This window comes from Acidovorax sp. GW101-11A03, assembly GCF_059424825.1.
Window position 1 is genome coordinate 45,654 of record NZ_JBWKZU010000018.1, and the last position, 23,770, is coordinate 69,423.

Consider the following 23,770-nt stretch of genomic DNA (forward strand, 5'->3'; position numbering starts at 1 on the left):
TCCCCCGGCATGCGGCCTCTGTCCAGATTGCCGCATGCCCCCTACCCAAGCCCCCCACCTGCATCCCGCCGAGGCTGTGGCCCAGGCCCATGGCGTCAACCCGGACGCAGGACTGCATGCTGACGAGGCCCGGCGCCGCAGTGCCACCCATGGCGCCAACGAACTGGCCGCATCGCAAGACCGCCCCTGGTGGCGCCTGCTGGCCGACCAGTTCAAGGACTTCATGGTGCTGGTGCTGCTGGGCGCGGCCGTCATCTCGGGGCTGGTGGGTGAGGTCACCGACACGCTGGTGATCCTCGTCATTGTGGTGCTCAATGCTGTCATCGGCTTTGTGCAGGCATGGCGCGCCGACCAGGCCATGGCTGCACTGCGGCAACTGGCGGCTGCGCACGCCACCGTGCTGCGCAGCGGTGCGGTGCAGGTGGTGCCTGCCACCGTGCTCGTGCCCGGCGACATCGTGCTGCTGGAGGCAGGCAACCAGATCCCCGCCGACCTGCGGCTCATCGAGATTGCGCAGCTGCAGGTGGATGAATCGGCCCTCACGGGCGAATCCGTCACCGTGGCCAAGCAGACCGAGGCCCTGGCGGCCGAAGATGTGGGCGCACTGGGCGACCGCACCAACATGGCCTTCAAAGGCACCACCGCCACGCATGGCCGGGCGCGCGGGCTGGTGGTGGCCACTGGCATGCACACCGAGCTGGGCAAGGTGGCTACGCTGCTCGACGCGGGCGACCGCAGCACGCCGCTGCAACTGCGCCTGGCGGCGTTTGGCAAGCGCCTGGCGATTGCGGTTCTGGGCATCTGCGCGGTGATCTTTGTGGTGGGCGTGCTGCGCGGCGAGGCGCCATTGCTGATGGCCCTCACGGCCATCAGCCTGGCGGTGGCCGCCATCCCCGAGGCGCTGCCCGCCGTGGTGACCGTGCTGCTGGCCCTGGGCGCACGCCGCATGGTGGCCGTGCATGCGCTGGTGCGGCGCCTGCCATCGGTGGAGACGCTGGGCTCGGTCACCACCATCTGCTCCGACAAGACGGGCACCCTGACCCAAAACCGCATGCATGCCGAGCTGCTGCTGGCCCAGGGCATGCGCTGGGTGCCCGGCGACCCCCTGCCCGGCCCGGCCCATGCCGAAGCCCTGCGCGCCGCCGCGCTGTGCAACGACGCCACGCGGCAGGCGCAAGGCGACGGCGACGCCCCAGGCACGCAGTGGCTGGGCGACCCCACCGAAACTGCGCTGGTGCTGGCCGCCCACGCGGGCGGGCTGGACAAGGCCCAGCTCGACACTGCCAGCCCCCGCGTGCAGGAGCAGCCCTTTGACTCCGACCGCAAGCGCATGACCACCTTCCACCGCGATGCGCACGGGTTTGTGGCCTACACCAAGGGCGCGCCGGAATCGCTCTTGCCCCGCTGCACCGCCCACTGGACACCCGACGGCGCTGCCGCACTCGACACCGCCAAGGTCCTCGCCACTGCCCAACAACTCGCCGCCCAGGGCCTGCGGGTGCTCGCCCTCGCCCGCCGCAGCCACGCCCGCCTGCCGGACACCAACGACATCGACGCGGTAGAAAACCAGCTGGAGCTGCTGGGCCTGATCGCCCTCATCGACCCGCCCCGCCCCGAGGCCCAGGCCGCAGTGCGCGACTGCATCAGCGCGGGTATCACGCCGGTGATGATCACGGGCGACCACCCCGCCACCGCGCGCGCCATTGCGCACCGCCTGGGTATCGTGCGCAGTCCCGATGCCCCGGTGCTCACCGGCGCCGACCTGGCCACGCTGGACGACGCCGCGCTGCAGGCGAAGGTGGAGCAGGTGCAGGTCTACGCCCGCGTGGACCCGGCGCAGAAGATCCGCATCGTCGAGGCGTTGCAGGCCCGGGGCCACTTTGTGGCGATGACGGGCGACGGTGTGAACGACGCTCCGGCGCTCAAACGCGCCGACATCGGCGTGGCCATGGGCCAGGGCGGTACCGACGTGGCGCGCGAAGCATCGAGCCTGGTGCTGCTGGACGACAACTTCGCCACCATCGTCGCGGCGGTGCGCGAAGGCCGCCGCATCTACGACAACATCCGCAAGTTTGTGCGCTACGCGATGACGGGCAACTCGGGCGAGATCTGGACCATCTTCCTCGCACCGCTGCTCCTGCTGCCTATTCCGCTGCTGCCCATCCACATCCTGTGGGTCAACCTCGTCACCGACGGGCTTCCGGGTCTGGCGCTGGCGGCCGAGCCGGCCGAGCGCGGCATCATGCAGCGCCCGCCCCGCGCGCCGCGCGAGAGCCTGTTTGCCCACGGCATGTGGCAGCACATCCTGGGCGTGGGCCTACTGATTGGCGGCCTGTGCCTGGCGGTGCAGGCCTGGGCGCTGCACACCGGGCACGCGCACTGGCAGACGATGGTGTTCACCGTGCTCACGCTGGCGCAGATGGCGCATGTGATCGCCATCCGCTCCGAATCCGAGCCCATCTGGCGCCTGGGGCTGTTGAGCAACCGCCCGCTGCTGGGCGCGGTACTTCTCACGTTTGCGCTGCAGATGGCGACCATCTATGTGCCCTGGCTCAACCCCATCTTCCGCACCGAGCCGCTGAGCCTGGGCGAGCTGGCGCTGTGCATTGGCGCCGCGCTGGTGGTGCTGGTGGTGGTGGAAATAGAGAAGGCCTGGCGGCGCAGCCAGCAACAGCGGCGCACTGCACCAGAGCCCAGCGACAGCGCACTGGATGAGCCCGCAGCGTGAACAGGCACAGGGCCCCTGGACGCACAAGAACCTCATAAGCACATAGCCAACGATTCGATGACGCCAGGGGCCTGCGGTGCCAGAATCGCCCGCGCCTTCGGCACATCGAGCAACGCCCGCCATGGGTGGAACGCGGTTGCTCCACTCCCTTCCCTTCAACGAAAGAGACAGCCTTCATGAAAATCGAGACCCTGGCCGTACACGCAGGCTACAGCCCCGACCCCACCACCAAGGCCGTGGCCGTGCCCATCTACCAGACGGTGGCGTATGCGTTTGACAGCGCCCAGCATGGCGCAGACCTGTTCGACCTGAAGGTGCCGGGCAACATCTACACCCGCATCATGAACCCCACGACCGACGTGCTCGAAAAGCGCGTTGCGGCGCTCGAAGGCGGCATCGCCGCGCTCGCCGTGGCCTCGGGCATGGCCGCCATCACCTACGCCATCCAGACCATTACCGAGGCGGGCGACAACATCGTGTCGGCCAGCACGCTGTATGGCGGCACCTACAACCTGTTTGCCCACACGCTGCCCCAGCAAGGCATCACCACGCGCTTTGCCGACCCGCGCGACCCGGCCAGCTTTGCGCAGCACATCGACGCACGCACCAAGGCGATCTTCATCGAGTCCATCGGCAACCCGCTGGGCAACGTGACCGACATCGCTGCCATCGCCAAGGTGGCGCATGACCACGGCGTGCCGCTGATCGTGGACAACACCGTGCCCAGCCCCTACCTGCTGCGCCCCATCGAGCACGGTGCGGACATCGTGGTGCACTCGCTCACCAAGTACCTGGGCGGCCACGGCAACAGCGTGGGCGGCGCGATTGTGGACAGCGGCAAGTTCCCGTGGGCGCAGCACAAGGCGCGCTTCCCGCGCCTGAACGAGCCCGATGTGAGCTACCACGGTGTGGTGTACACCGAAGCCCTGGGCCCCGCCGCCTTCATTGGCCGTGCGCGCGTGGTGCCGCTGCGCAACACGGGCGCGGCGCTGTCGCCGCAAAGCGCGTTCCTGATCCTGCAAGGCATCGAGACCCTGGCCCTGCGCATGGACCGCATCTGCGACAACACGCTGGCGCTGGCCCAGTACCTGCAAAGCCACCCCAAGGTGGAATGGGTGCGCTACGCGGGCCTACCCGACCACCCGGACCACGCCATCGTGCAACGCCAGCTGGGCGGCCGCGCCTCGGGCATCCTGAGCTTTGGGCTCAAGAGCACCGACGCCGACCCGCGTGCGGCCGGGGCGCGCTTCCTCGACGCTCTGCAGCTCTTCACGCGCCTGGTCAATATCGGCGATGCCAAGTCGTTGGCCACGCACCCGGCATCCACCACCCACCGCCAGCTCAACCCCGAAGAGCTGGCCAAGGCGGGCGTGAGCGAGAACATGGTGCGCCTGTCGGTAGGCATTGAGCACATCGACGACCTGCGGGCCGACCTGGTGCAGGCTCTCGACGCCGTCTGAGCCTTCGGCAACAGCCAGCGCAGGTTGCGGGATACTGGAGGGCCTGCCCCGCAGATCGCGGGGTGCCCTGATTCAAGATCGCCATGTCCCGCCTATCCTCTCTTGCTCCGGTCACGCTCGGCCTGCTGATTCTGGTCGGCTGCAGCTCCACACCATCCATCCCGCCGCGCGGAGCGGATGTGACCGATTCCCACGTCGCCAGTTTTCGCCAGAAGGAGGACGAGCAACTGCTGCAAAAGCAGGTGTCGCCTCCGCTGGATGCGCCTTTGTCGCTGCTGGAGGCACCGCTGCCGCGCTACCCGTCCTTCCTGCTGAATGACACCTCATCCAAAGCACGCGGCGATGTGACGGTGTCGTTCGAGATCATGCCCAGCGGGCTGGTCGGCACCGTTCGTGTGCTGTCTGGCACAGGGGATGATGCCTTGCACAAGCCGGCGATCGATGCCGTGCGCCGCTGGAAATTTGCGCCGCTGCTACGCAACGGGGAACCCGCCCGCCTGGTCCTGCAGCACACCTTCCGCATGGAACCTGAGCGCGTCAGATAGCGCGGTGACGCCACTCATGCGTCACGCGCCAGCCGCAGCCCGCTGTATTGCCAGCGTGCAGTGGCAGGAAAGAAATTGCGGTAGGTGCTGCGCGCGTGCCCCGGCGGCGTAGCGCACGAACTGCCGCGCAGCACGTACTGGTTGACCATGAACTTGCCGTTGTATTCGCCCACCGCGCCTTCGGCAGGGTGAAAGCCGGGATAGGCGGCGTAGCTCGACTGGGTCCACTGCCAGGCGGTGCCAAACAGCTGCTCCAGTCCAGGGCTGCCGGTTGGGGCGGGCTGCGCGGCGTGTTCCCATTCGGCCTCAGTGGGCAGGCGCGCGCCTGCCCAGCGGGCATAGGCGTCGGCTTCGTAATACGAGAGATGCAACACCGGCAGCGCCGCCTGCAAAGGCTGCAGCCCCGCCAGCGTGAACACCTGCCAGGGGCCGTCGCCAACCGGGCGGTGCCAGTACAGCGGGTGCTCCAGCCCCTGGGCCACACGCCAGTCCCAGCCTTCGGCCAGCCAGTGGGCGGGTTGCTGGTAACCCCCGGCCTGCACAAACGCCAGCCACTCGCCGCAGGTCACCAGCCGCGAGGCCAGCGCATACGGCGCCAGGTAGCAGTGGTGGCGCGGGCTTTCATTGTCGAAGGCGAAACCGGTGCCGCCGTGGCCGATGTCCACCAGCCCTCCTTCCAGACGCACCCAGCCCGGGGGCGCAGTGGCGGGGGTGATGGCGGGATCGCCCACCGGGGTGGTGGCATCGCCATAGGCCGGAAAGATGGGGTTGCACGACAGCAGGTGCTTGATGTCGGTGAGCAGCAGCTCCTGGTGCTGCTGCTCATGCTGCAAGCCCAGCTCAACCAGTGCGCGCAACGCATCGCTCTGCAGCACGGCGGGCATAAGCCGCGCGATGCGCTGGTCCACATCGGCGCGGTAGGCCAGCACCTCGGCCAGCCGCGGCCGCGTGAGCAAACCCCGCTGCGGGCGCGGGTGCCTGGCGCCCACGCCGTTGTAGTAGGAGTTGAACAGCACGCGGAACGCCGGGTTGAACGGCGCAAACATCGGCTCGTGCGGTTCCAGCACAAAGGTCTCGAAGAACCAGGTGGTGTGCGCCAGGTGCCACTTGGCGGGGCTGGCGTCGGGCATGGACTGTGCGCCGCAATCCTCGGCCGACAGGGGGGCAACCAGGGCCTCTGTGTGGTTGCGCACAGCGGTGTAGCGGTGCAGCAGCCTGGTGAGTGGAGAACCAAAATCCATGTTGGTCATACCAGAAACCTTCAGGGCCTGGCGTGCACCACGGCAAACCAGCCCCGGTCGTCGGTCCAGGCCTGGGCCTGCGAAAACCCGGCGCGCTCCAGCATGTCGGTGAACACGCGCAGGGGGTACTTGTAGCTGTTCTCGGTGTGGATGCGCTCGCCCTGCTCAAACCGGCGGCCGCCGCCGGGCCATTGCACATCGAAGTCCGCCATGGCCTCCAGGTGCATTTCGATGCGGGACGCACCCTGGTTGAAAAATGCGCGGTGCTGCCACTGCTCCACGTCGAAGTTGCTGCCGATGAGCCGGTTCACATGCCGCAGCACGTTGCGGTTGAAGGCGGCCGTCACACCCGCCGCATCGTCGTACGCGGCTTCGAGCACGTCCACGTCCTTGGGCAGGTCGATGCCAATCAACAAGCCGCCGTCGTCGTCGATCAGCTCGCGCATGTGGGCCAGCAGGTCGAGCGCGTGGGGCGGGTCGAAGTTGCCGATGGACGAACCGGGGTAGAACACCAGCCTACCAGTGCGCGGGATGTCGTCGGGCAGGGCCACGCCCTGCGTCATGTCGCCGCCCACGGCCCGTGCATCGAGGCCCGGGAAGTCGTCACGCAGGTCCTGCACCGCCGCCTGCAAAAAGTCGGCCGAAATGTCCACCCCCACAAAGCATGCGGGCTGCACCAGCCGGCACAGGGTGCGGGCCTTCTGGCAGTTGCCCGCACCCAGCTCGACCAGCGTGCGCCCCACCCCCACGGCGCGGGCAATGTCGGCCGCATGCTGCTGCATGAGCGCGGTTTCGGTACGTGTGGGGTAGTACTCGGGCAGGCGGGTGATTTCTTCAAACAGGCGGGAGCCGTGCTGGTCGTAGAAATACTTGGGCGAAATGCTCGCGGGCCGCTGGCTCAGGCCGCGCGTGATGTCGTCGGTGGGGCTGGGCAAATGCATGGGTTGTGTCGAGGCGTCTCACGCGGCGCACATGCGCCGCTGGTTCATCCAACAGAACGGCCCCGAGGCCCTGGGGGCTCCCGCAGACCATCCCGCACCCAGGCGGGGGTGCCAAACAATCACCCCACCGCCAGCAGGCCATTGTGCGCCGCCTGGATGACATTGTGTACACGCCATTTCTGCCGCAGCCCGCGCCTGGCACGGTGCTCCATTGCCATTTTTGTGGGCACTTTCGCCCGGGGCCCCGCTCCAACGCCGCTGTGCCCACCTTTTTTTGCAGGAGTGCCCCATGCCCACCCGCACCGGTCCAACGCCATCCAGCCCCCGCCCTTGCCCCTCACCGGGCATCGACACGCGCCCCTCACCGGACTCGGGGCCCACGCGGCGGCGCCTGCTGCGGCAAGGGCTCTGGGGCAGCGCCCTGGTAGTGGCCCCGGCCCTGGTGCCCGCCGCCTTGGCGCAAGGGGCCTTGGCCCCCACGCCGCGCCAGACCGAGGGGCCGTACTACCCGGTCCGGTTCCCATCGGACAGCGATGGCGACCTGCTGCGCAACGGCCTGATGCGCTATGTGGATGGTCAACCCGTGTGGGTGGAAGGCCGGGTCACCGACACGCAGGGCGTGCCCCTGGCGGGTGGCACGGTCGAGATCTGGCAATGCGATGCAGACGGCCACTACCACCACCCTGGCGATGGTGACAAGGCCGCCCCGGCCTTCCAGGGCTTTGGCCGCGTGGTGCTGGGCCGCGACGGGCGCTACCGCTTCCGCACCATCCGGCCCGCGCCCTACACGGGGCGCACGCCCCACATCCACTTCAAGGTGCGCCTTCCCGATCGCGAGCTGCTGACCACGCAGATGTATGTGGCGGGCGACCCAGGCAACGCGAGCGACTTCCTCTGGCGCCGCCTGAGCGCGGCGGAGCGTGCGGCCCTCACAGTGCCGTTTTCGCCGTCGGCCGATGGCATGCGGGCCGAGTTTGCACTGGTGGTGCAGGCCTGAATGGCCGCCACCCACCACAATCCACTACCCCATCTGCCCAGCCCACCTTCTCCACCGCAGGGATTCCGTCACCCAACTCGTTCTGGGCTCCGCCGTCAGCATCGCCACCCTGGGCCGCCGCACCGCCGTGTGGAAGGCCGCGCTCTGGGGCGGCATTGCTGGCACGCTGCCCGACCTGGACGCCCTCATCGACCATGGCGACGCCATTCTCAACATGGTGCTGCACCGTGCAGAAAGCCATGCCCTGCTCTACCTCACCCTGCTGTCGGCGCCGCTGGCCTGGCTGGTGTCGCTCCTGCACCGGGAGCCTGATCTGTTTACCCGCTGGTGGCTGGCGTTGTGGCTGGCGCTGGTCACCCACCCCTTGCTCGACTGGATGACGGTGTACGGCACACAGCTGCTGCTGCCCTTGACCAACACGCCGTATGCCGTGGGCAGCGTGTTCATCATCGACCCGCTCTACACCCTGCCTCTGTTGCTGGGCGTGCTGCTGGCGCTGCTGCTGCGCCACGGGCGCGGCATTGCCTGGGCGCGCGCCGGGCTGGTGCTGAGCACGGCCTACCTGGGCTGGAGCGTGGCCGCGCAGCAGATGGCCACGCAGCGGTTTCTGGCACACGCCCCGGTGCCGCAACTGGCGCCCGGCAATTTGCTCGTTACGCCCGCGCCCTTCAACACCCTGCTGTGGCGCGCCGTGGCCGTGACGCCCACGCACTACTACGAGGGCTACTACGGGCTGCTGGACGGCGACCGCCCTGTGCGCTGGACCGCCCACGAACGGGGCGCAGACCTGTATGCGCGCTACCAGGGCAACGCCCTGGTGGACCGTATTACACGGTTCAGCCACGGCTTCTTCAAGATGAGCGAGGCCGGGGGGGAGGTCTTCATCACCGACCTGCGCATGGGCAACGAGCCCACCTACACCTTTCACTTCAACCTGGGCAGCCCAGCAGAGATGGCTGGGGGCCAGCGCCCGACCACCCAGCAGTGGCAGCGGCCCGACCTGGCCACCGCCCTGCCCTGGCTGTGGGCGCGCATGTGGGGGGCGGATGTGGCGCTGGCACCACCACAGGCCGTGCGCGGGCAGCCATCGGGGAGCAGGCCATGAAGCGCAGGTGTACTGCCCAAAATTGCGGCATCTGTGCCTTGTGAAGGGGCTGCCTGCGGCCTACGCTGGGTCCATACATCCCGACCACACCATGCCATGCCCTCCATGCCCCGCCACAGCACAAAGAGTCACAGGAACCAATGGCCCGGTAACGCCGACATCCGCATCAGCAACGTGAAACCCGCCACCGGTTGCGGGATGGCGGCATGACACTCGCCACCCTGCTGGTCTTCTCGCTGGTGGCACTGGTGGCCATTGCCACGCCGGGCCCCACGGTGCTGCTGGCGCTGACCAATGGCGCCCGCTACGGCGTACGCCGGGCCCTGCCGGGCATGCTGGGTGCGGTCACGTCCGACTTCGTGCTTGTAGGCGCGGTGGCGTTGGGCCTGGGCGCGCTGCTGGCCGCGTCGGAGTTCTGGTTCTCGGTGGTGAAGTGGCTGGGGGCGGCCTATCTGGCCTGGCTGGCATGGCGGCTGCTGCGCTCGCGCGGGGGCCTGGATGTTGTATCCGCAGGGGGCGAACCGGGCGCTGGAGGGGCGGCAGCCACGCCGCGCAGCATCTTCCTGCGTTCGTTTCTGGTGGCGGTCACCAACCCCAAGGGCTATCTTTTCTGCTCGGCGCTGTTGCCACAGTTCATCAATGCCAATGCACCACAGTGGCCGCAGTACGCAGCCATTGCGGTGGTGTTTGCCAGTCTCGATGGTGCGGTGATGCTGGGCTATGCGCTGGTCGGAGCGCGCGCCATCCGGCTGCTGCACCGCCGTGCCGTGCAGTGGCTGGACCGCTGCTGCGGGGGGGCATTGCTGGCGCTGGCCGCCTCACTGGCGTTGTACCGCCGCAGTGCGGGCTGACCAGCGCCGCCGCAAAGGCGCTTTCCGGGCACAGCCCGCCATCGCCGGGGCGATGGCGGGCGGCACCTCAGAAGCGCCAACCCAGACCCACGCCCACCAGAACAGGGTCTACCTTGAAGGTGCCCAGCTTGGCACCACCCGCAGTCACATCGGTCTTGATGAAGACCTTCTTCACGTCAAAGTTGAGGTAAAGATTCTTGGCCAGCGGGATGTCCACACCCACTTGCAGCGCGGGGCCGAAGCTGTTGCGGTCGATGTCCACACCGGCAGGCAGGTTCACGCTGGAAAAGCGCGTGTAGTTGAGGCCCGCGCCCACATAAGGTTTGAAGCCGGGGGCATCAAAGTGGTACTGCGCCAGCAGTGTCGGTGGCAGGTGCTTGAGCGTGCCGATGGCTGCGCCGCCGGCGCGCAGCGTGTGCTTTTGCGGCACCGTGAGGATCAGCTCCGCAGCAATATTCTTGTTGAAGAAGTACGTGATATCGACTTCAGGAATCGCCTTGTTGTTGACCGTGAGGCCCAGGGGCGTGCTGTCCTTGTTGGCGCTGTCCAGGTGCACCGCACGTGCACGGACCATCCAGGGGCCTTCAGCCTGTTGCGCCAGGGCAGCGCCAGAAGACAGGACACACAGGGCAGCTACAGCCAGCAGGTTCTTTTTCATGGTGATTTCGCATCGGTTGGACGGGGACGACCCCCGTGCATGTATTGAACCGTTGCACCTGCCCACCGGCCTTGCCTTAACTCAAGGCCTTGGTACTAACCCTTGGACCTACATCAAGACATGCCCATTCTTAGAACGTATTTACGATCTTTTCAGGGCCGCGCAAGTACCTTGCCGGGATGGGATGCAAGGCGCGGGGTGCAGTGGATAGCTTGGCTATCCACAAGCGCCGCAACGCTGCAGACCGCCCGGCAAGGCACTTGCCCGAAGGGTTGGGGCGAAATCGGGCGATTGGACGCCTCGACTGCTTGCATGGGCACGAGCCCATGCGGCGCATCCGAAGCATCCACTCATCCCGATTGCGCCCCAACGCGGCCCCGAAAAGATCGTAAACACGTTCTTACGCTGTGGACTTGCCGCGCAGGCGCTGCACCAGCGTGACACCGGCCAGCACCAGGCCCCCGGCCACAATGCCCACCACGGCGTTGAGCAGGTTCTCGGCCACCACCTTCCACACCCCGCCTGCGGGCCACTGGCCTGCTGCGCCGGCTGCGGCCTCGACGGCGTGGTGCAGCGCAGGCACGCCATGCACCAGGATGCCGCCGCCCACCAGGAACATCGCTGCCGTGCCCGCCACGGACAGGCCCTTCATCAGCCAAGGCGCCGCGCGCACAATGCCTGCCCCCAGCGCCCGAGCCGCGCTGCTGGCCTTGTTGCTGAGCCACAGGCCCAGGTCATCGAGCTTGACGATGCCCGCCACCAGGCCATACACGCCGATGGTCATGATGATGGCGATGCCCGACAGCACGGCCACCTGCTGCGCGAAGGGCGCGCTGGCCACCGTGCCCAGGGTGATGGCAATGATTTCGGCCGACAGAATGAAGTCGGTGCGCACGGCGCCTTTGATCTTGTCTTTTTCAAACGCCACCAGGTCCACCGCCGGGTTCGCGTTGGCCTTGGCATGGCTTTCATGTTCGGCTGCGTCTTCATGCTCGGAATGCAGCAGCTTGTGGGCCACCTTCTCAAAGCCCTCGAAACACAGGAAAGCGCCTCCCACCATCAGCAGCGGCGTCACAGCCCAGGGCGCAAACGCACTGATGAGCAGCGCAGCGGGCACCAGGATGACCTTGTTGATCATCGAGCCCTTGGCTACGGCCCAGACCACCGGAATCTCGCGCTCGGCGCGCACGCCGGTCACCTGCTGGGCATTGAGCGCCAGATCGTCCCCCAGCACCCCCGCTGTCTTCTGCGCCGCCACCTTGGTCATCACGGACACATCGTCGGCCATGGCCGCACTCTTCTTGGCCGCCACTTTGGTCATCACGGCCACGTCGTCCAGAATGGTGGCGATATCGTCGAGCAGGGCAAGCAGGCTGCCAGAGGCCATGGGGAGTCCTTGGAATGGATGAAAAGCGCCGACTATAGCAATGACCCGCGTCAATCCTGCTGATATCAACGCCCCATGAAAAACGGGGCCGAAGCCCCGTTCCCAGTCACGCGTGCTGCCCGAACGGCAACCAGGGTCAGCCTACCCACTTGCGCGCGTTGCGCCAGATGCGCATCCAGCCGCTGTACTGGGCCTTGTCCTCGCTGGTCCAGCTCATCTGCACGTTGCGGAACACGCGCTCGGGGTGCGGCATCATGGCCGTGAAGCGGCCATCGGCGGTGGTCACGGCCGTCAGGCCACCCGCGCTGCCGTTGGGGTTGAACGGGTACTGCTCGGTCGCACGGCCGTGGTTGTCCACGTAGCGCATGGCGGCAATGGCCTTGTCGGCGTTGCCCCGGTACTTGAAGTTGGCATAACCCTCGCCATGCGCCACGGCAATCGGCAGGCGGCTGCCCGCCATGCCTTGCAGGAACAGGCTGGGAGATTCGAGCACTTCCACCAGCGACAGGCGGGCCTCGAAGCGCTCGCTCTGGTTGGTGGTGAAGCGTGGCCAGTCTTGTGCGCCGGGGATGATGTCGGCCAGCTCGGCAAACATCTGGCAGCCGTTGCAAACGCCCAGGCCGAACGTGTCGGTGCGACCGAAGAAGCCCTGGAACTGTGCGGCCAACACCGGGTTGAAGGTGATGGACCGCGCCCAGCCAATGCCAGCGCCCAGCGTGTCGCCATAGCTGAAGCCGCCGCAGGCCACCACGCCCTTGAAGTCTTCGAGCTTGACGCGGCCGGTCTGCAGGTCGGTCATGTGCACGTCGTAGGCCTCGAAGCCCGCCTCGGTGAAGGCGTAGGCCATCTCGACGTGCGAGTTCACGCCCTGCTCGCGCAGGATGGCGACCTTGGGCTTGGCGAGGTTCAGGTACGGCGCCGCCACGTTGTCGGCGGCATCGAACGTGAGGTGCACGTGCAGGCCGGGGTCGGTGGGCTCGCCTGCGGCCGCGTGTTCGGCATCTGCGTTGGCGGGGTTGTCGCGCTGCTGGCAGATCTTCCAGCTCACGGCGTCCCACACCTGGTGCAGGTCGGCCAGCGAGGCACTGAACACGGCCTTGGCATCGCGCCAGACCTGGAGTTCGCCCTTGCCTGCGTCGATTTCGGACGACACAGGGCGGGTCTTGCCCACGAAATGGCTGAATTTGGACAGGCCATGCTCGCGCAGCACCTGCATCACGTCGTTGCGCTCTGCCGTGCGCACCTGCAGAAGCACGCCCAGCTCTTCGTTGAACAGGGCCTTGAGCGTGAGTTCTTCCCGGCGGGCGCTGACCTGCTGCGCCCAGTTCTTGGCGTCACCGGTTTCCATGCGGCTGTCGCTGATGCCGTCGCCCTCAGTCACCAGCATGTCCACGTTGAGCGCCACGCCCACATGGCCCGCAAAGGCCATTTCGGCCGCGGCCGCCAGCAGGCCGCCATCGCTGCGGTCGTGGTAGGCCAGGATCTGGCCCTTGGCGCGCAGGGCGTTCACGGCGTTGACGAGGTTGACCAGGTCTTTGGGGTCGTCCACATCAGGCACCACATCGCCGCTTTGCTCCAGTGTCTGGCCCAGGATGCTGCCGCCCATGCGGTTCTGGCCCTTGCCCAGGTCGATCAGCACCAGGGTGGTGTCGGCCTCGGTGGCGTTGAGCTGGGGAGTGAGCGTGCCGCGCACGTCGGACAGCGAGGCGAATGCGCTCACGATCAGGCTGACGGGGGACGTGACCTTCTTCTTGTCCGCGCCTTCGCTCCACTGCGTGCGCATGGACAACGAATCCTTGCCCACGGGGATGGACACGCCCAATGCCGGGCACAGCTCCATGCCCACGGCCTTCACGGTTTCGTACAGTGCGGCGTCTTCGCCGGGCTCGCCACAGGCGGCCATCCAGTTGGCGCTGAGCTTCACACGCGGCAACTCGATGGGCGCGGCCAGCAGGTTGGTGATGGCCTCGGCCACGGCCATGCGGCCCGATGCGGGCGCGTTGATGGCGGCCAGCGGCGTGCGCTCGCCCATGCTCATCGCCTCACCCGCAAAGCCCTTGTAATCGGCCAGCGTCACGGCGCAATCGGCCACAGGCACTTGCCAGGGGCCGACCATCTGGTCGCGGTGGCTCAGGCCGCCCACCGTGCGGTCGCCGATGGTGATCAGGAAGCGCTTGGACGCCACCGTGGGGTGGGCCAGCACGTCGATCACGGCCTTTTGCAGCGGCACGCCGGTCAAGTCCATCGGTGCGAACTGGCGCTCCACGGTCTTCACATCGCGGTGCATCTTGGGCGGCTTACCCAACAGCACGTTCATGGGCATGTCCACGGGCAGCTTCTGGTCGTCAGCCGTGGCAGCGGGGTCGTGCAGCACCAGCTGGCGCTCTTCGGTGGCGGTGCCGATCACGGCAAACGGGCAGCGCTCGCGTTCGCAAAAGGCTTTGAACTGCTCCAGCGACTCGGGCGCAATCGCCAGCACGTAGCGCTCTTGCGACTCGTTGCTCCAGATTTCCTTCGGGCTCATGCCGGACTCTTCGAGCTGCACGGCGCGCAGGTCAAAGCGTGCACCACGGCCTGCGTCGTTGGTCAGCTCCGGGAAGGCGTTGGACAAACCGCCCGCGCCCACGTCGTGGATGGCGAGGATGGGGTTGTTGCTGCCCTGCGCCCAGCAGTGGTTGATGACCTCTTGCGCACGGCGCTCGATCTCGGGGTTGCCCCGCTGCACCGAGTCAAAGTCCAGCTCGGCCGCATTGGTGCCGGTGGCCATGGAGCTGGCGGCGCTGCCACCCATGCCGATGCGCATGCCGGGGCCGCCCAGCTGGATCAGCAGCGAGCCAGCGGGGAATTCAATCTTCTTCGTCAGCTCGGCGTCGATCACGCCCACACCGCCCGCGATCATGATGGGCTTGTGGTAGCCGCGCTGCACGCCGCCTACGTTCTGCTCGTACTCGCGGAAGTAGCCGTTGAGGTTGGGGCGGCCGAATTCGTTGTTGAACGCCGCGCCGCCCAGAGGGCCTTCGACCATGATCTGCAGCGGGCTGGCGATGTGCTCAGGCTTGCCCACGGTGCTGCCCCAGAGCTTAGAGACGGTGAAGCCCGTGAGGCCCGCCTTGGGCTTGGAGCCCCGGCCGGTGGCGCCCTCGTCGCGGATCTCGCCGCCCGCGCCGGTGGAGGCGCCTGGGAAGGGCGAGATGGCCGTGGGGTGGTTATGCGTTTCCACCTTCATCAGCACATGCTGGGTAACGCTACTCTTTTGATAGCTATTAGCGCTTGATGGATGCGCGGTAGCAGCCATTTTTGCCACAAATCGCTCGACCTGATGGCCTTCCATCACCGAGGCGTTGTCCGAATACGCGATCACTGTGTGCTGCGGCGCCAGCTGGTGGGTGTTGCGGATCATGCCGAACAGGCTCTTGTCCTGGGCCACACCGTCGATGGTGAACTGGGCATTGAAGATCTTGTGGCGGCAGTGTTCGCTGTTGGCCTGCGCGAACATCATCAGTTCCACGTCGGTGGGGTTGCGCTTGAGGCCCGTGAACGCGGTCACGAGGTAGTCGATTTCATCATCGGCCAGAGCAAGGCCGAAGCGGGTGTTGGCGGCTTCCAGCGCAGCGCGGCCACCGGCCAGCACATCCACATGCTCCATGGGCGCGGGCTGCAGTTCGGTGAACAGCGCGGCGGCGGCGCTGCGGTCGGCCACCACGGACTCGGTCATGCGGTCGTGCAGCAGGGCGGCGACCTGGGCCAGCTGCTCGGCCGTCAGCTCGGGCGCCTTGCCCAGCAGGCCCGCCTTGAGGCTGATGCGGTATTCGGTGATGCGCTCCACCCGGCGGATGGCAATGCCGCAGTTGCGCGCAATGTCGGTGGCCTTGGAGGCCCAGGGTGACAGCGTGCCCAGGCGGGGCGTGACGATGAGCACGGCACCGTCTTCGGGGCCTGCGTACGGGTCGCCATAGGTCAGCAGTGCTGTCAGGCGTTCTTGATCGGTGGGTGTGGGGGCCGCGTCGGTGGCGACCAGGTGCACGAAACGCGCTGCAATGCCACTGATCTTGGGGTGGATCGCCTCCAGGGCGGGTTGAAGTTGCTGGGCGCGGAAGGAGCTGAGGGCGTTGCCGCCCGCCAGCGTGGTCATGTGCAAGGTCACGGTAGCGGCCTGTTGGGGGATGTCAGGGGTAGGGGGTGGCTCCGGGCGCCAGCGTGCAGCCAGGACCGGAGCCCGCCATTTTACCGGGCATGGCCGCACCGCCTGCGTGGCGCGGGGGCCAATGGGATAATCCGGGGATGAGCATCACCATCAAAAGCGCTGAGGACATCGAGGGCATGCGCCTGGCCTGCCGCCTGGCCTCCGAAGTGCTGGACTACATCGCCCCCCACATCAAGCCTGGCATCACCACCAAGGAGATCGACCGCCTGGGCGCCGAATGCATGGCGCAGCAAGGCACCATCTCGGCCACCGTGGGCTACCAGCCGCCCGGCTACCCGCCCTACCCGGCTTCGCTGTGCACCTCGGTCAACCATGTGGTGTGCCATGGCATCCCCAACGACAAACCGCTCAAGAAGGGCGACATCGTCAACGTGGACGTGACCGTGATCACCAAGGACGGCTGGTACGGCGACAACAGCCGCATGTACCTGATCGGCGAATGCTCGATTGCCGCCAAGCGCCTCACTGCCCTCACGTTTGAGGCCATGTGGCACGGTATCGTGCGGGTCAAGCCCGGCGCCCATCTGGGCGACATCGGCCACGCCATTCAGAAGTTCGCCGAAGGCCATGGGTTCTCTATCGTGCGCGAGTTCTGCGGCCACGGTATTGGCAAGAAGTTCCACGAAGAGCCGCAGGTGCTGCACTATGGCCGCCCCGGCACCCTCGAAAAGCTGGAGCCCGGCATGGTCTTCACCATCGAGCCCATGATCAATGCGGGCCGCCGAGAGGTGAAGGAACACGGCAACGACGGCTGGACCATCGTGACCAAGGACCACAGCCTGTCCGCCCAGTGGGAGCATACGGTGCTGGTCACAGAAACGGGGTACGAGGTCATGACCCTGTCGGCCGGATCGCCCCCGCTGCCGTCCTTTGTGACAACGACCAAGACCTGAGGTTACGGCGGGGCCAACCGCGCACCAGGCCGCCGCTCGCACAACTCTTGCATGGCTTTTTCATGGCCTCCCACGATACTTACCGACCATGACCGAACTCCATGCCCTGCGCGACGCCTACCGCAGCGACAAGGCCGCCCTGCTGGCGGCAATGAAATCCACGGGTGCATCGACGCGAGGCATCCGCGTGCTGCTGCGCAAGCTGTCGTCGCTGGCGGGCAACCTGCTGCAAACCCTGTGGCAGCGAGCCCAGTTGCCCGACGACATGGCCCTGGTGGCCGTAGGTGGCTTTGGGCGCGACCAGCTGTTCCCCTATTCCGACGTCGATGTCCTGCTGCTGCTGCCCGATGGCACCGCGCCCGAAGCAGGCAGTGCATTGCGCACCAAGCTCGAAGGCTTCATCGGCAGCTGCTGGGACGCGGGGCTGGAGATCGGCTCCAGCGTGCGCACTGTCGCGGAATGCCTGGCCGAAAGCGCAGGCGATGTCACCGTACAGACCTCGCTGCTCGAATCCCGCCTGGTGTGCGGCAACGCAGCACTGTTCGCCGAGTTCCAGCGCCAGTACCGCGCGCAGATGAACCCCCAGGCGTTTCTGGTCGCCAAGACGCTGGAGATGCGCCAGCGCCATACCAAGTACGAGAACACGCCTTACTCGCTCGAACCCAATTGCAAGGAGTCGCCCGGCGGGCTGCGCGACCTGCAGATGATCCTGTGGGTGGCACAGGCGGCGGGCCTGGGCCGCAACTGGAAGGAGCTGGCCGCCAGCGGCATGGCCACCGCCTTCGAGGTGCGCCAGATCGAGCGCAACGAAGCGTTGCTGTGCCTGATCCGCGCACGCCTGCATGCGGCGGCTGGGCGGCACGAAGACCGGCTGGTGTTCGACCTGCAGACGGCCGTGGCCGAATCGTTTGGCTACCGTTCGCAGGCACCCGACGGCTCGCGCCTGCCCATGCGGGCCAGCGAAAGCCTGATGCGCCGCTACTACTGGGCAGCCAAGGCCGTGTCGCAACTCAGCCAGATCCTGCTGCTCAACATCGAAGAGCGTCTGAACCCATCGACCCACGAGCCGCGACCGATCAACGAGCGCTTCTTCGAGAAGGCGGGCCTGATCGAGGTGGCCAGCGACGATCTGTATACCCGCGACCCGCACGCGATCCTGGAAACCTTCCTGCTCTACCAAACCACGGTGGGGCTCAAGGACCTGTCGGCGCGCACCCTGCGCGCGCTGTACAACGCACGCGGCGTGATGGACAGCGCCTTCCGGCGCGACCCGGTCAACCGCGACGCCTTCATGCGCATCCTGCAGCAGCCCTCCGGCATCACCCACGCCATGCGGCTGATGAACCAGACCTCGGTGCTAGGGCGCTACCTGTGGCCGTTTCGCCGCATCGTGGGGCAGATGCAGCATGACCTGTTCCACGTTTACACGGTGGACCAGCACATCCTGATGGTGCTGCGCAATGTGCGCCGCTTCTTCATGGCCGAACATGCGCACGAGTACCCGTTCTGCTCGCAGCTGGCGGGCGGGTGGGACAAACCCTGGATCCTGTACGTGGCTGCCCTGTTCCATGACATTGGCAAGGGCCGGGGGGGCGACCATTCGCAGATTGGCGCCGAAGAAGTGCGGCGCTTTTGCCGGCAGCACGGCGTGGCCCGCGAGGACGCCCGGCTCATCGAGTTCCTTGTGCGCGAACACCTGACCATGAGCACCGTGGCGCAAAAGCAGGACCTGAGCGACCCCGATGTGATCGGCGCCTTTGCGCGCCGCGTGGGCAACGAGCGCAACCTCACGGCCATGTACCTGCTCACGGTGGCCGACATCCGCGGCACCAGCCCCAAGGTCTGGAATGCGTGGAAGGGCAAGCTGCTGGAAGACCTGTACCGCGCCACGCTACGCACCCTGGGTGGCCGCGCGCCCGATGCCGCCGCCGAGATCGAGGCCCGCAAGCGCGAAGCGCTGGTGCTGCTGGCGCTCAACGCCTTGCCGTTCGAGGCCCACAAGGCACTCTGGGCCACGCTCGACGTCAGTTATTTCATGCGCCATGACGCCGCCGACATTGCCTGGCACACACGCCACCTATCGCGCCATGTGGGTACAGCCAAACCGGTGGTACGCGCCCGCCAGTCGCTCGCGGGCGATGGCTTGCAGGTGATGGTGTACGCGGCCGATCAGGCCGACCTGTTTGCCCGTATCTGCGGCTACTTCGACCGCGTGGGCTTCAGCATCCTGGATGCGCGCGTGCATACCGCCAACAACGGCTATGCGCTCGATACCTTCCAGGTCGTCGCCTCTTCGGCATCTGAACAGCCTGGGCACTACCGCGAGCTGACCCACATGGTCGAGAGCGATCTGATGCGCGTGATCGAAGAAGGCGGCCCGCTGCCAGAGCCCGCGCGCAAGCGCGTCTCGCGCCGGGTCAAGAGCTTCCCGGTCGCGCCCCGCGTCACCCTGCGACCCGATGAAAAGGCCCAACGCTGGCTGCTCGCGATCTCGGCCAGCGACCGTGCGGGCCTGCTCTATCTGGTGGCACGCATCCTGGCGCAGCACCACCTGAGCGTACAGCTGGCCAAAGTCAGCACCCTGGGCGAACGGGTGGAAGACACCTTCCTCATCCAGGGCCCCGAGCTGCAGAACAACGCACGCCAGATCCAGATCGAGACGGAGCTGCTGCGCGAGCTGTCGTCCTGACACCGGCCCTGCTCACCCTCCGTCAGTCGTCTTCCGTGGCGCTGATTTCCGGGAACAGCACCTCGGTAAACCCGAACTGCGTGAAGTCCCGCACCCGCATCGGGTAGAGCTTGCCGATGAGGTGGTCGCATTCGTGCTGCACCACGCGGGCATGGAACCCCTCGACGGTGCGGTCGATGGGATCGCCGTACGGGTCGAAGCCGGTGTAGCGGATGCGGGACCAGCGCGGCACCTTGCCGCGCAGACCGGGCACCGACAAACACCCTTCCCAGTCCTCCTCTTCTTCGTCGCCCAAAGGGGTGATGACCGGGTTCAACAACACGGTCGGGGGCACCAGGGGCCGGTCCGGGTAGCGCGGGTTGCGGTCGTTGGAGCCAAAGATCACCAGTTGCAGATCCACCCCGATCTGGGGCGCCGCAAGGCCTGCGCCGTTGACGGACCGCATGGTGTCGAACATGTCCCGCACAAGAAGATGCAGGGCATCGGTGTCAAACTCGGTCACAGGCTGGGCCACGCGCAGCAGGCGCGGGTCGCCCATCTTCAGGATGGTGTGGATGGTCATTGATGGAGCAGTAATTTCAGCAGAGGCCAGCGCAAAGATGTGCGCATGGTTCACGGGGCCCATGCAGCATAGCGCGCGGGCAAGCACTGCGCAGCACCAGCCCCGCCCCATCACAATACCCCCATGGCCACGACGCCCCCAGACGCCCCCATCACAGAGCCCCCCGAACCTTCGCCACGGCCCCTGCCCTGGCCCGCGCGCTGGCTGCTGCAGGTTTTTGCCGTGCTGTGCCTGGTGATGGGCGCCATCGGTGTGATTGTTCCCGGCCTGCCTACTACCGTGTTCATCCTGATGGCAGCCTGGGCTGCGGCGCGCAGCTCGCCACGGCTGTACCGCTGGCTCTGGCACCACCGGCTGTTTGGCCCCCTGCTGCGCAACTGGGCCCAAGGCGGCAAAGTCAGCCGCCGTGCCAAGTGGAGTGCAGCCCTCGTGATGTCCTTGAGTGCCGTGGTGCTACTGCTCACAGTGTCACGCCCATGGATCGTGGCGGTGGCGATCGGGAGCATGGCCTGCGTGCTGGCCTGGCTCTGGCGCCGCCCCGAGCCATCGTGACAGCCCGGCTGCGGTACTCAAATGGCCTCTGCGAAATCAGCCCGATGGCACAAACCTACTGCAAATGCTTTTTGGGCTGATTTTTGTGTATATAATCTAAGTCTTGTTCCTCGATAGCTCAGTCGGTAGAGCGCCGGACTGTTAATCCGTAGGTCCCTGGTTCGAGCCCAGGTCGAGGAGCCAAGATTTTGCAGGCCCTGCATGAGTGAAGCGGGGCCTTTTACATAGACAGATACCGATTATTCCTCGATAGCTCAGTCGGTAGAGCGCCGGACTGTTAATCCGTAGGTCCCTGGTTCGAGCCCAGGTCGAGGAGCCACTCTAATAGCCCTGCATCGTCATCCGGTGCGGGGCTATTTTTTTGCCCGCAGCGGCTCCAACCGACACCCGAGGCCACATGCCGGACAATGGTGTCTTTGTGTTCTGCCACCATGCCCCCGCAACTGCCCTGGCTGGAAATCGAAGACCCCTTCCCCGCTCCCGCCCTGGCCTGGGGACCTGAAGACCCCGCACCCGGCCTGCTGGCTGCCGGAGGTGCACTGGACATAGAGCACTTGCGCGCGGCATATGCGCAAGGCACCTTCCCCTGGTATGGTCCCGGGCAGCCCATCCTGTGGTGGGCGCCAGACCCGCGCATGGTGCTGCCAGTCGCCGAGTTTCGACTGCACCGCTCACTGCGCAAGACGCTACAGGCCTTCCGTACCCAGGCGCACTGCGAAATCCGCGTGGACCACGCCTTCAAGCAAGTCATCACCGCATGCGCCAGCAAGGAGCGTGAAGGCCAGGCAGGAACCTGGATCGTGCCGGAGATGGTCGAGGCCTATACCCGGCTCCATGCCGCAGGCCATGCCCATAGTGTCGAAACCTGGGTCCACGGAGAACTGGTCGGCGGGCTGTACTGCGTGGCGCTTGGCCGGGCGGTGTTTGGCGAATCCATGTTTGCCCATGCCACGGACGCCTCCAAAATCGCGCTTTCGGCTCTGGTGGCGCTGTGCCGCCACCACGGCATCGGCCTGATCGATTGCCAACAGAAAACCGGGCATCTGGCCTCTCTCGGCGGGCGAGAGATCCCCCGCTCCGAATTTCTTCTGCAGATCGAAAAGGCCCGCGTACAACCCGCCATCCGCTGGGAGTTTGAACCCGTATACTGGAATGAGCTGCTGCCCACCAAGACACCGAAGGCATGACGCAACTCAACGACCTCCCGCTGCAGACCCTGCAGTTCTATGCGACCGCCCCCTACCCCTGCAGCTATCTGCCGGACAGGCAGGCACGATCGCAGGTCGCAACGCCCAGTCACCTGATCCAGAGCGACCTGTACTCCGACCTGGTCGCCAAGGGCTTTCGCCGCAGTGGCATGTTCACCTACCGGCCGTACTGCGATGGCTGCCAGGCGTGCACGCCGCTCCGGGTACTGGCCCACGAGTTCAAACCAGATCGCAGTCAAAGGCGTGCTGCGGCCCGCCATGCAGGGCTGCAGGCGCGGGTGTTGCGCCTGTGCTTTGTGCCCGAGCACTACCAGCTCTACCTGCGCTACCAGAACGGTCGCCATGCAGGCGGGGGCATGGACCATGACAGCATCGACCAGTACACCCAGTTCCTGCTGCAAAGCCGCGTCAACTCGCGACTCGTGGAGTTTCGTGAGACCGACGCGTCAGGGGAGCCGGGCGCCCTGAAGATGGTCTCCATCCTCGATGTGCTCGATGACGGCCTGTCGGCGGTCTACACCTTCTACGAGCCCGAGCCCCACTGCAGCTACGGCACCTACAACGTCCTTTGGCAGATCGAGCAGGCACGTTCGCTGGGGCTGCCCCATGTGTACCTGGGCTACTGGATTGAGGCCAGCCCCAAAATGAACTACAAGGCTCGCTTTCATCCCCACGAGATCCGCACGGACGGCCAGTGGCATCGCATGCATGCAGCCCCGCCTCACGGCGCCTGAACACCTGGCAACATTTCACAAGGTAAGATGCAGCGGCTTTTGCTTCACTGCCGCCCATGAAAAAAATCGATCCCAGCATTCCCGTCAAACCCAGCGTTCAAGTGCTGGAGCGCATGTTTACGCTGATCGACGTGCTGGCCTCCCGTGAAGACGCAATCTCCCTGAAGGAAATCAGCGAAAAGACGGGGCTGCACCCGTCCACCACCCACCGCATCCTGAACGACCTGACCATTGGGCGGTTTGTGGACCGCCCGGAATCCGGCAGCTACCGGCTGGGTATGCGGCTGCTGGAGCTGGGCAACCTCGTCAAGGCCCGTCTGAGCGTGCGCGACGCCGCCCTGACCCCCATGCGCAACCTGCACAAGCTGATCCAGCAACCGGTCAACCTGAGCATGCGGCAGGGGGACGAAATCGTATATGTGGAGCGCGCCTACAGCGAGCGCTCGGGTATGCAGGTAGTGCGTGCCATCGGGGGCCGCGCACCCCTCCATCTCACATCCACCGGCAAACTGTTCCTGGCGCTGGACGACCCCCAACGCGTGCGCGCCTACGCCACTCGCACGGGCTTGGCAGGCCACACACGCAACAGCATCACCCAATTGCCGGTACTGGAGCGCGAACTGGCGAAAGCCCGCCAGTACGGCATTGCCCGCGACAACGAAGAGCTGGAGCTGGGCGTGCGCTGCATGGCTGCGGGGGTTTATGACGACCAAGGGAAGCTCGTGGCCGGTCTGTCGATTTCTGCCCCCGCCGACCGGCTGGACGAGGGCTGGATGCCCAAGCTGCAGGCCACCGCCAACGAAATATCCCTGGCCCTGGGCTACGTGTCCACAGCAGACGCCAGCCACGACACAGCGGCAAGCAACCACGGTGACTTGCGCTGACTTCTGCGCCTTTCTCCAGTCTCCCCCTGCAGAAATCTGCAGAAACTCAAGCCACACCCCACGCCGCCAAGCGGAAGCGTTGCGAGCGGACGATCACCCCCTAAAAACAAAACACCCGATGGCAGCCCGCC

General features: G+C 66.4%; 18 protein-coding genes and 2 tRNA genes. 14 read left to right on the top strand and 6 right to left on the bottom strand.

The window, feature by feature from the left end; all coding sequences use genetic code 11:
* The first annotated feature begins 34 nt into the window (after positions 1 to 34).
* From AC07Z7_RS10030 to AC07Z7_RS10040, 3 genes are all read left to right on the top strand, one after another.
* Positions 35 to 2,728 carry a cation-translocating P-type ATPase gene (locus AC07Z7_RS10030; protein ID WP_494766162.1) on the top strand — a complete coding sequence of 898 codons (2,694 nt, stop codon included), beginning with the start codon at positions 35 to 37 and terminating at the stop codon, positions 2,726 to 2,728.
* Positions 2,729 to 2,904: 176 nt separating this feature from the next.
* Positions 2,905 to 4,188 carry an O-acetylhomoserine aminocarboxypropyltransferase/cysteine synthase family protein gene (locus AC07Z7_RS10035; protein WP_494766163.1) on the top strand — a complete coding sequence of 428 codons (1,284 nt, stop codon included), beginning with the start codon at positions 2,905 to 2,907 and terminating at the stop codon, positions 4,186 to 4,188.
* An 83-nt stretch (positions 4,189 to 4,271) separates the two neighbouring features.
* Positions 4,272 to 4,733, top strand: coding sequence for an energy transducer TonB (locus AC07Z7_RS10040; RefSeq protein WP_494766164.1), 462 nt, complete (start codon positions 4,272 to 4,274; stop codon positions 4,731 to 4,733).
* 14 nt (positions 4,734 to 4,747) lie between these two features.
* Here the strand turns inward: AC07Z7_RS10040 and egtB are convergent, their stop codons facing one another.
* On the bottom strand, positions 4,748 to 5,983 hold the full coding sequence (egtB, locus tag AC07Z7_RS10045) for an ergothioneine biosynthesis protein EgtB (RefSeq protein WP_494766165.1): 1,236 nt from the start codon (positions 5,981 to 5,983) through the stop codon (positions 4,748 to 4,750).
* Between the two features lie 11 nt (positions 5,984 to 5,994).
* A complete protein-coding gene (gene egtD / locus AC07Z7_RS10050; RefSeq protein ID WP_494766166.1) occupies positions 5,995 to 6,915 on the bottom strand; it encodes an L-histidine N(alpha)-methyltransferase in 921 nt (306 codons plus the stop codon).
* Between the two features lie 289 nt (positions 6,916 to 7,204).
* Here egtD and AC07Z7_RS10055 point away from each other — a divergent pair, with 289 nt between their 5' ends.
* The 3 genes from AC07Z7_RS10055 to AC07Z7_RS10065 all read left to right on the top strand — a co-directional run bounded on the left by AC07Z7_RS10055 (position 7,205) and on the right by AC07Z7_RS10065 (position 9,868).
* Positions 7,205 to 7,912: a dioxygenase family protein gene (locus tag AC07Z7_RS10055; protein WP_494766167.1), complete on the top strand. Its 708-nt coding sequence runs from the start codon at positions 7,205 to 7,207 to the stop codon at positions 7,910 to 7,912.
* A gap of 31 nt (positions 7,913 to 7,943) precedes the next feature.
* Positions 7,944 to 9,017 (top strand): metal-dependent hydrolase, encoded by a 1,074-nt coding sequence (locus AC07Z7_RS10060; RefSeq protein ID WP_494766175.1) that lies wholly within the window; start codon positions 7,944 to 7,946, stop codon positions 9,015 to 9,017.
* A 206-nt stretch (positions 9,018 to 9,223) separates the two neighbouring features.
* Complete coding sequence (locus tag AC07Z7_RS10065; RefSeq protein ID WP_494766168.1) at positions 9,224 to 9,868, top strand: LysE family translocator; 645 nt, start codon at positions 9,224 to 9,226, stop codon at positions 9,866 to 9,868.
* A 67-nt stretch (positions 9,869 to 9,935) separates the two neighbouring features.
* Here AC07Z7_RS10065 and AC07Z7_RS10070 read toward each other — a convergent pair whose 3' ends face one another.
* From AC07Z7_RS10070 to purL, 3 genes are all read right to left on the bottom strand, one after another.
* Positions 9,936 to 10,526 (bottom strand): OmpW/AlkL family protein, encoded by a 591-nt coding sequence (locus AC07Z7_RS10070; RefSeq protein ID WP_252658217.1) that lies wholly within the window; start codon positions 10,524 to 10,526, stop codon positions 9,936 to 9,938.
* A gap of 400 nt (positions 10,527 to 10,926) precedes the next feature.
* Entirely contained in the window at positions 10,927 to 11,913 is a 987-nt protein-coding gene (locus AC07Z7_RS10075) for a DUF808 domain-containing protein (protein WP_494766169.1), read from the bottom strand.
* 136 nt (positions 11,914 to 12,049) lie between these two features.
* Positions 12,050 to 16,057 carry a phosphoribosylformylglycinamidine synthase gene (gene purL, locus AC07Z7_RS10080; RefSeq protein WP_494766170.1) on the bottom strand — a complete coding sequence of 1,336 codons (4,008 nt, stop codon included), beginning with the start codon at positions 16,055 to 16,057 and terminating at the stop codon, positions 12,050 to 12,052.
* A gap of 137 nt (positions 16,058 to 16,194) precedes the next feature.
* Between purL and map the strand changes: the two genes are divergently transcribed.
* Together map and AC07Z7_RS10090 are read left to right on the top strand one after the other, a co-directional pair.
* On the top strand, positions 16,195 to 17,010 hold the full coding sequence (gene map / locus AC07Z7_RS10085; protein ID WP_494766171.1) for a type I methionyl aminopeptidase: 816 nt from the start codon (positions 16,195 to 16,197) through the stop codon (positions 17,008 to 17,010).
* 88 nt (positions 17,011 to 17,098) lie between these two features.
* A complete protein-coding gene (locus tag AC07Z7_RS10090; protein WP_494766172.1) occupies positions 17,099 to 19,699 on the top strand; it encodes a [protein-PII] uridylyltransferase in 2,601 nt (866 codons plus the stop codon).
* 22 nt (positions 19,700 to 19,721) lie between these two features.
* Here the strand turns inward: AC07Z7_RS10090 and def are convergent, their stop codons facing one another.
* Positions 19,722 to 20,261, bottom strand: a complete 540-nt coding sequence (def, locus tag AC07Z7_RS10095; RefSeq protein ID WP_094290479.1) for a peptide deformylase — start codon at positions 20,259 to 20,261, stop codon at positions 19,722 to 19,724.
* A gap of 123 nt (positions 20,262 to 20,384) precedes the next feature.
* Between def and AC07Z7_RS10100 the strand changes: the two genes are divergently transcribed.
* From AC07Z7_RS10100 to AC07Z7_RS10125, 6 genes are all read left to right on the top strand, one after another.
* Positions 20,385 to 20,813, top strand: a complete 429-nt coding sequence (locus tag AC07Z7_RS10100) for a YbaN family protein (RefSeq protein WP_094290478.1) — start codon at positions 20,385 to 20,387, stop codon at positions 20,811 to 20,813.
* A 107-nt stretch (positions 20,814 to 20,920) separates the two neighbouring features.
* Positions 20,921 to 20,996, top strand: a tRNA-Asn gene (locus tag AC07Z7_RS10105).
* 60 nt (positions 20,997 to 21,056) lie between these two features.
* A tRNA-Asn gene (locus tag AC07Z7_RS10110) sits at positions 21,057 to 21,132 on the top strand.
* Positions 21,133 to 21,244: 112 nt separating this feature from the next.
* Positions 21,245 to 22,000: a leucyl/phenylalanyl-tRNA--protein transferase gene (gene aat / locus AC07Z7_RS10115; RefSeq protein WP_094290477.1), complete on the top strand. Its 756-nt coding sequence runs from the start codon at positions 21,245 to 21,247 to the stop codon at positions 21,998 to 22,000.
* Complete coding sequence (locus AC07Z7_RS10120; protein ID WP_094290476.1) at positions 21,997 to 22,755, top strand: arginyltransferase; 759 nt, start codon at positions 21,997 to 21,999, stop codon at positions 22,753 to 22,755. The genes aat and AC07Z7_RS10120 overlap by 4 nt, the downstream gene beginning before the upstream one ends.
* Before the next feature lie 56 nt (positions 22,756 to 22,811).
* Entirely contained in the window at positions 22,812 to 23,639 is an 828-nt protein-coding gene (locus AC07Z7_RS10125; RefSeq protein ID WP_252658222.1) for an IclR family transcriptional regulator, read from the top strand.
* Positions 23,640 to 23,770 lie beyond the last annotated feature (131 nt).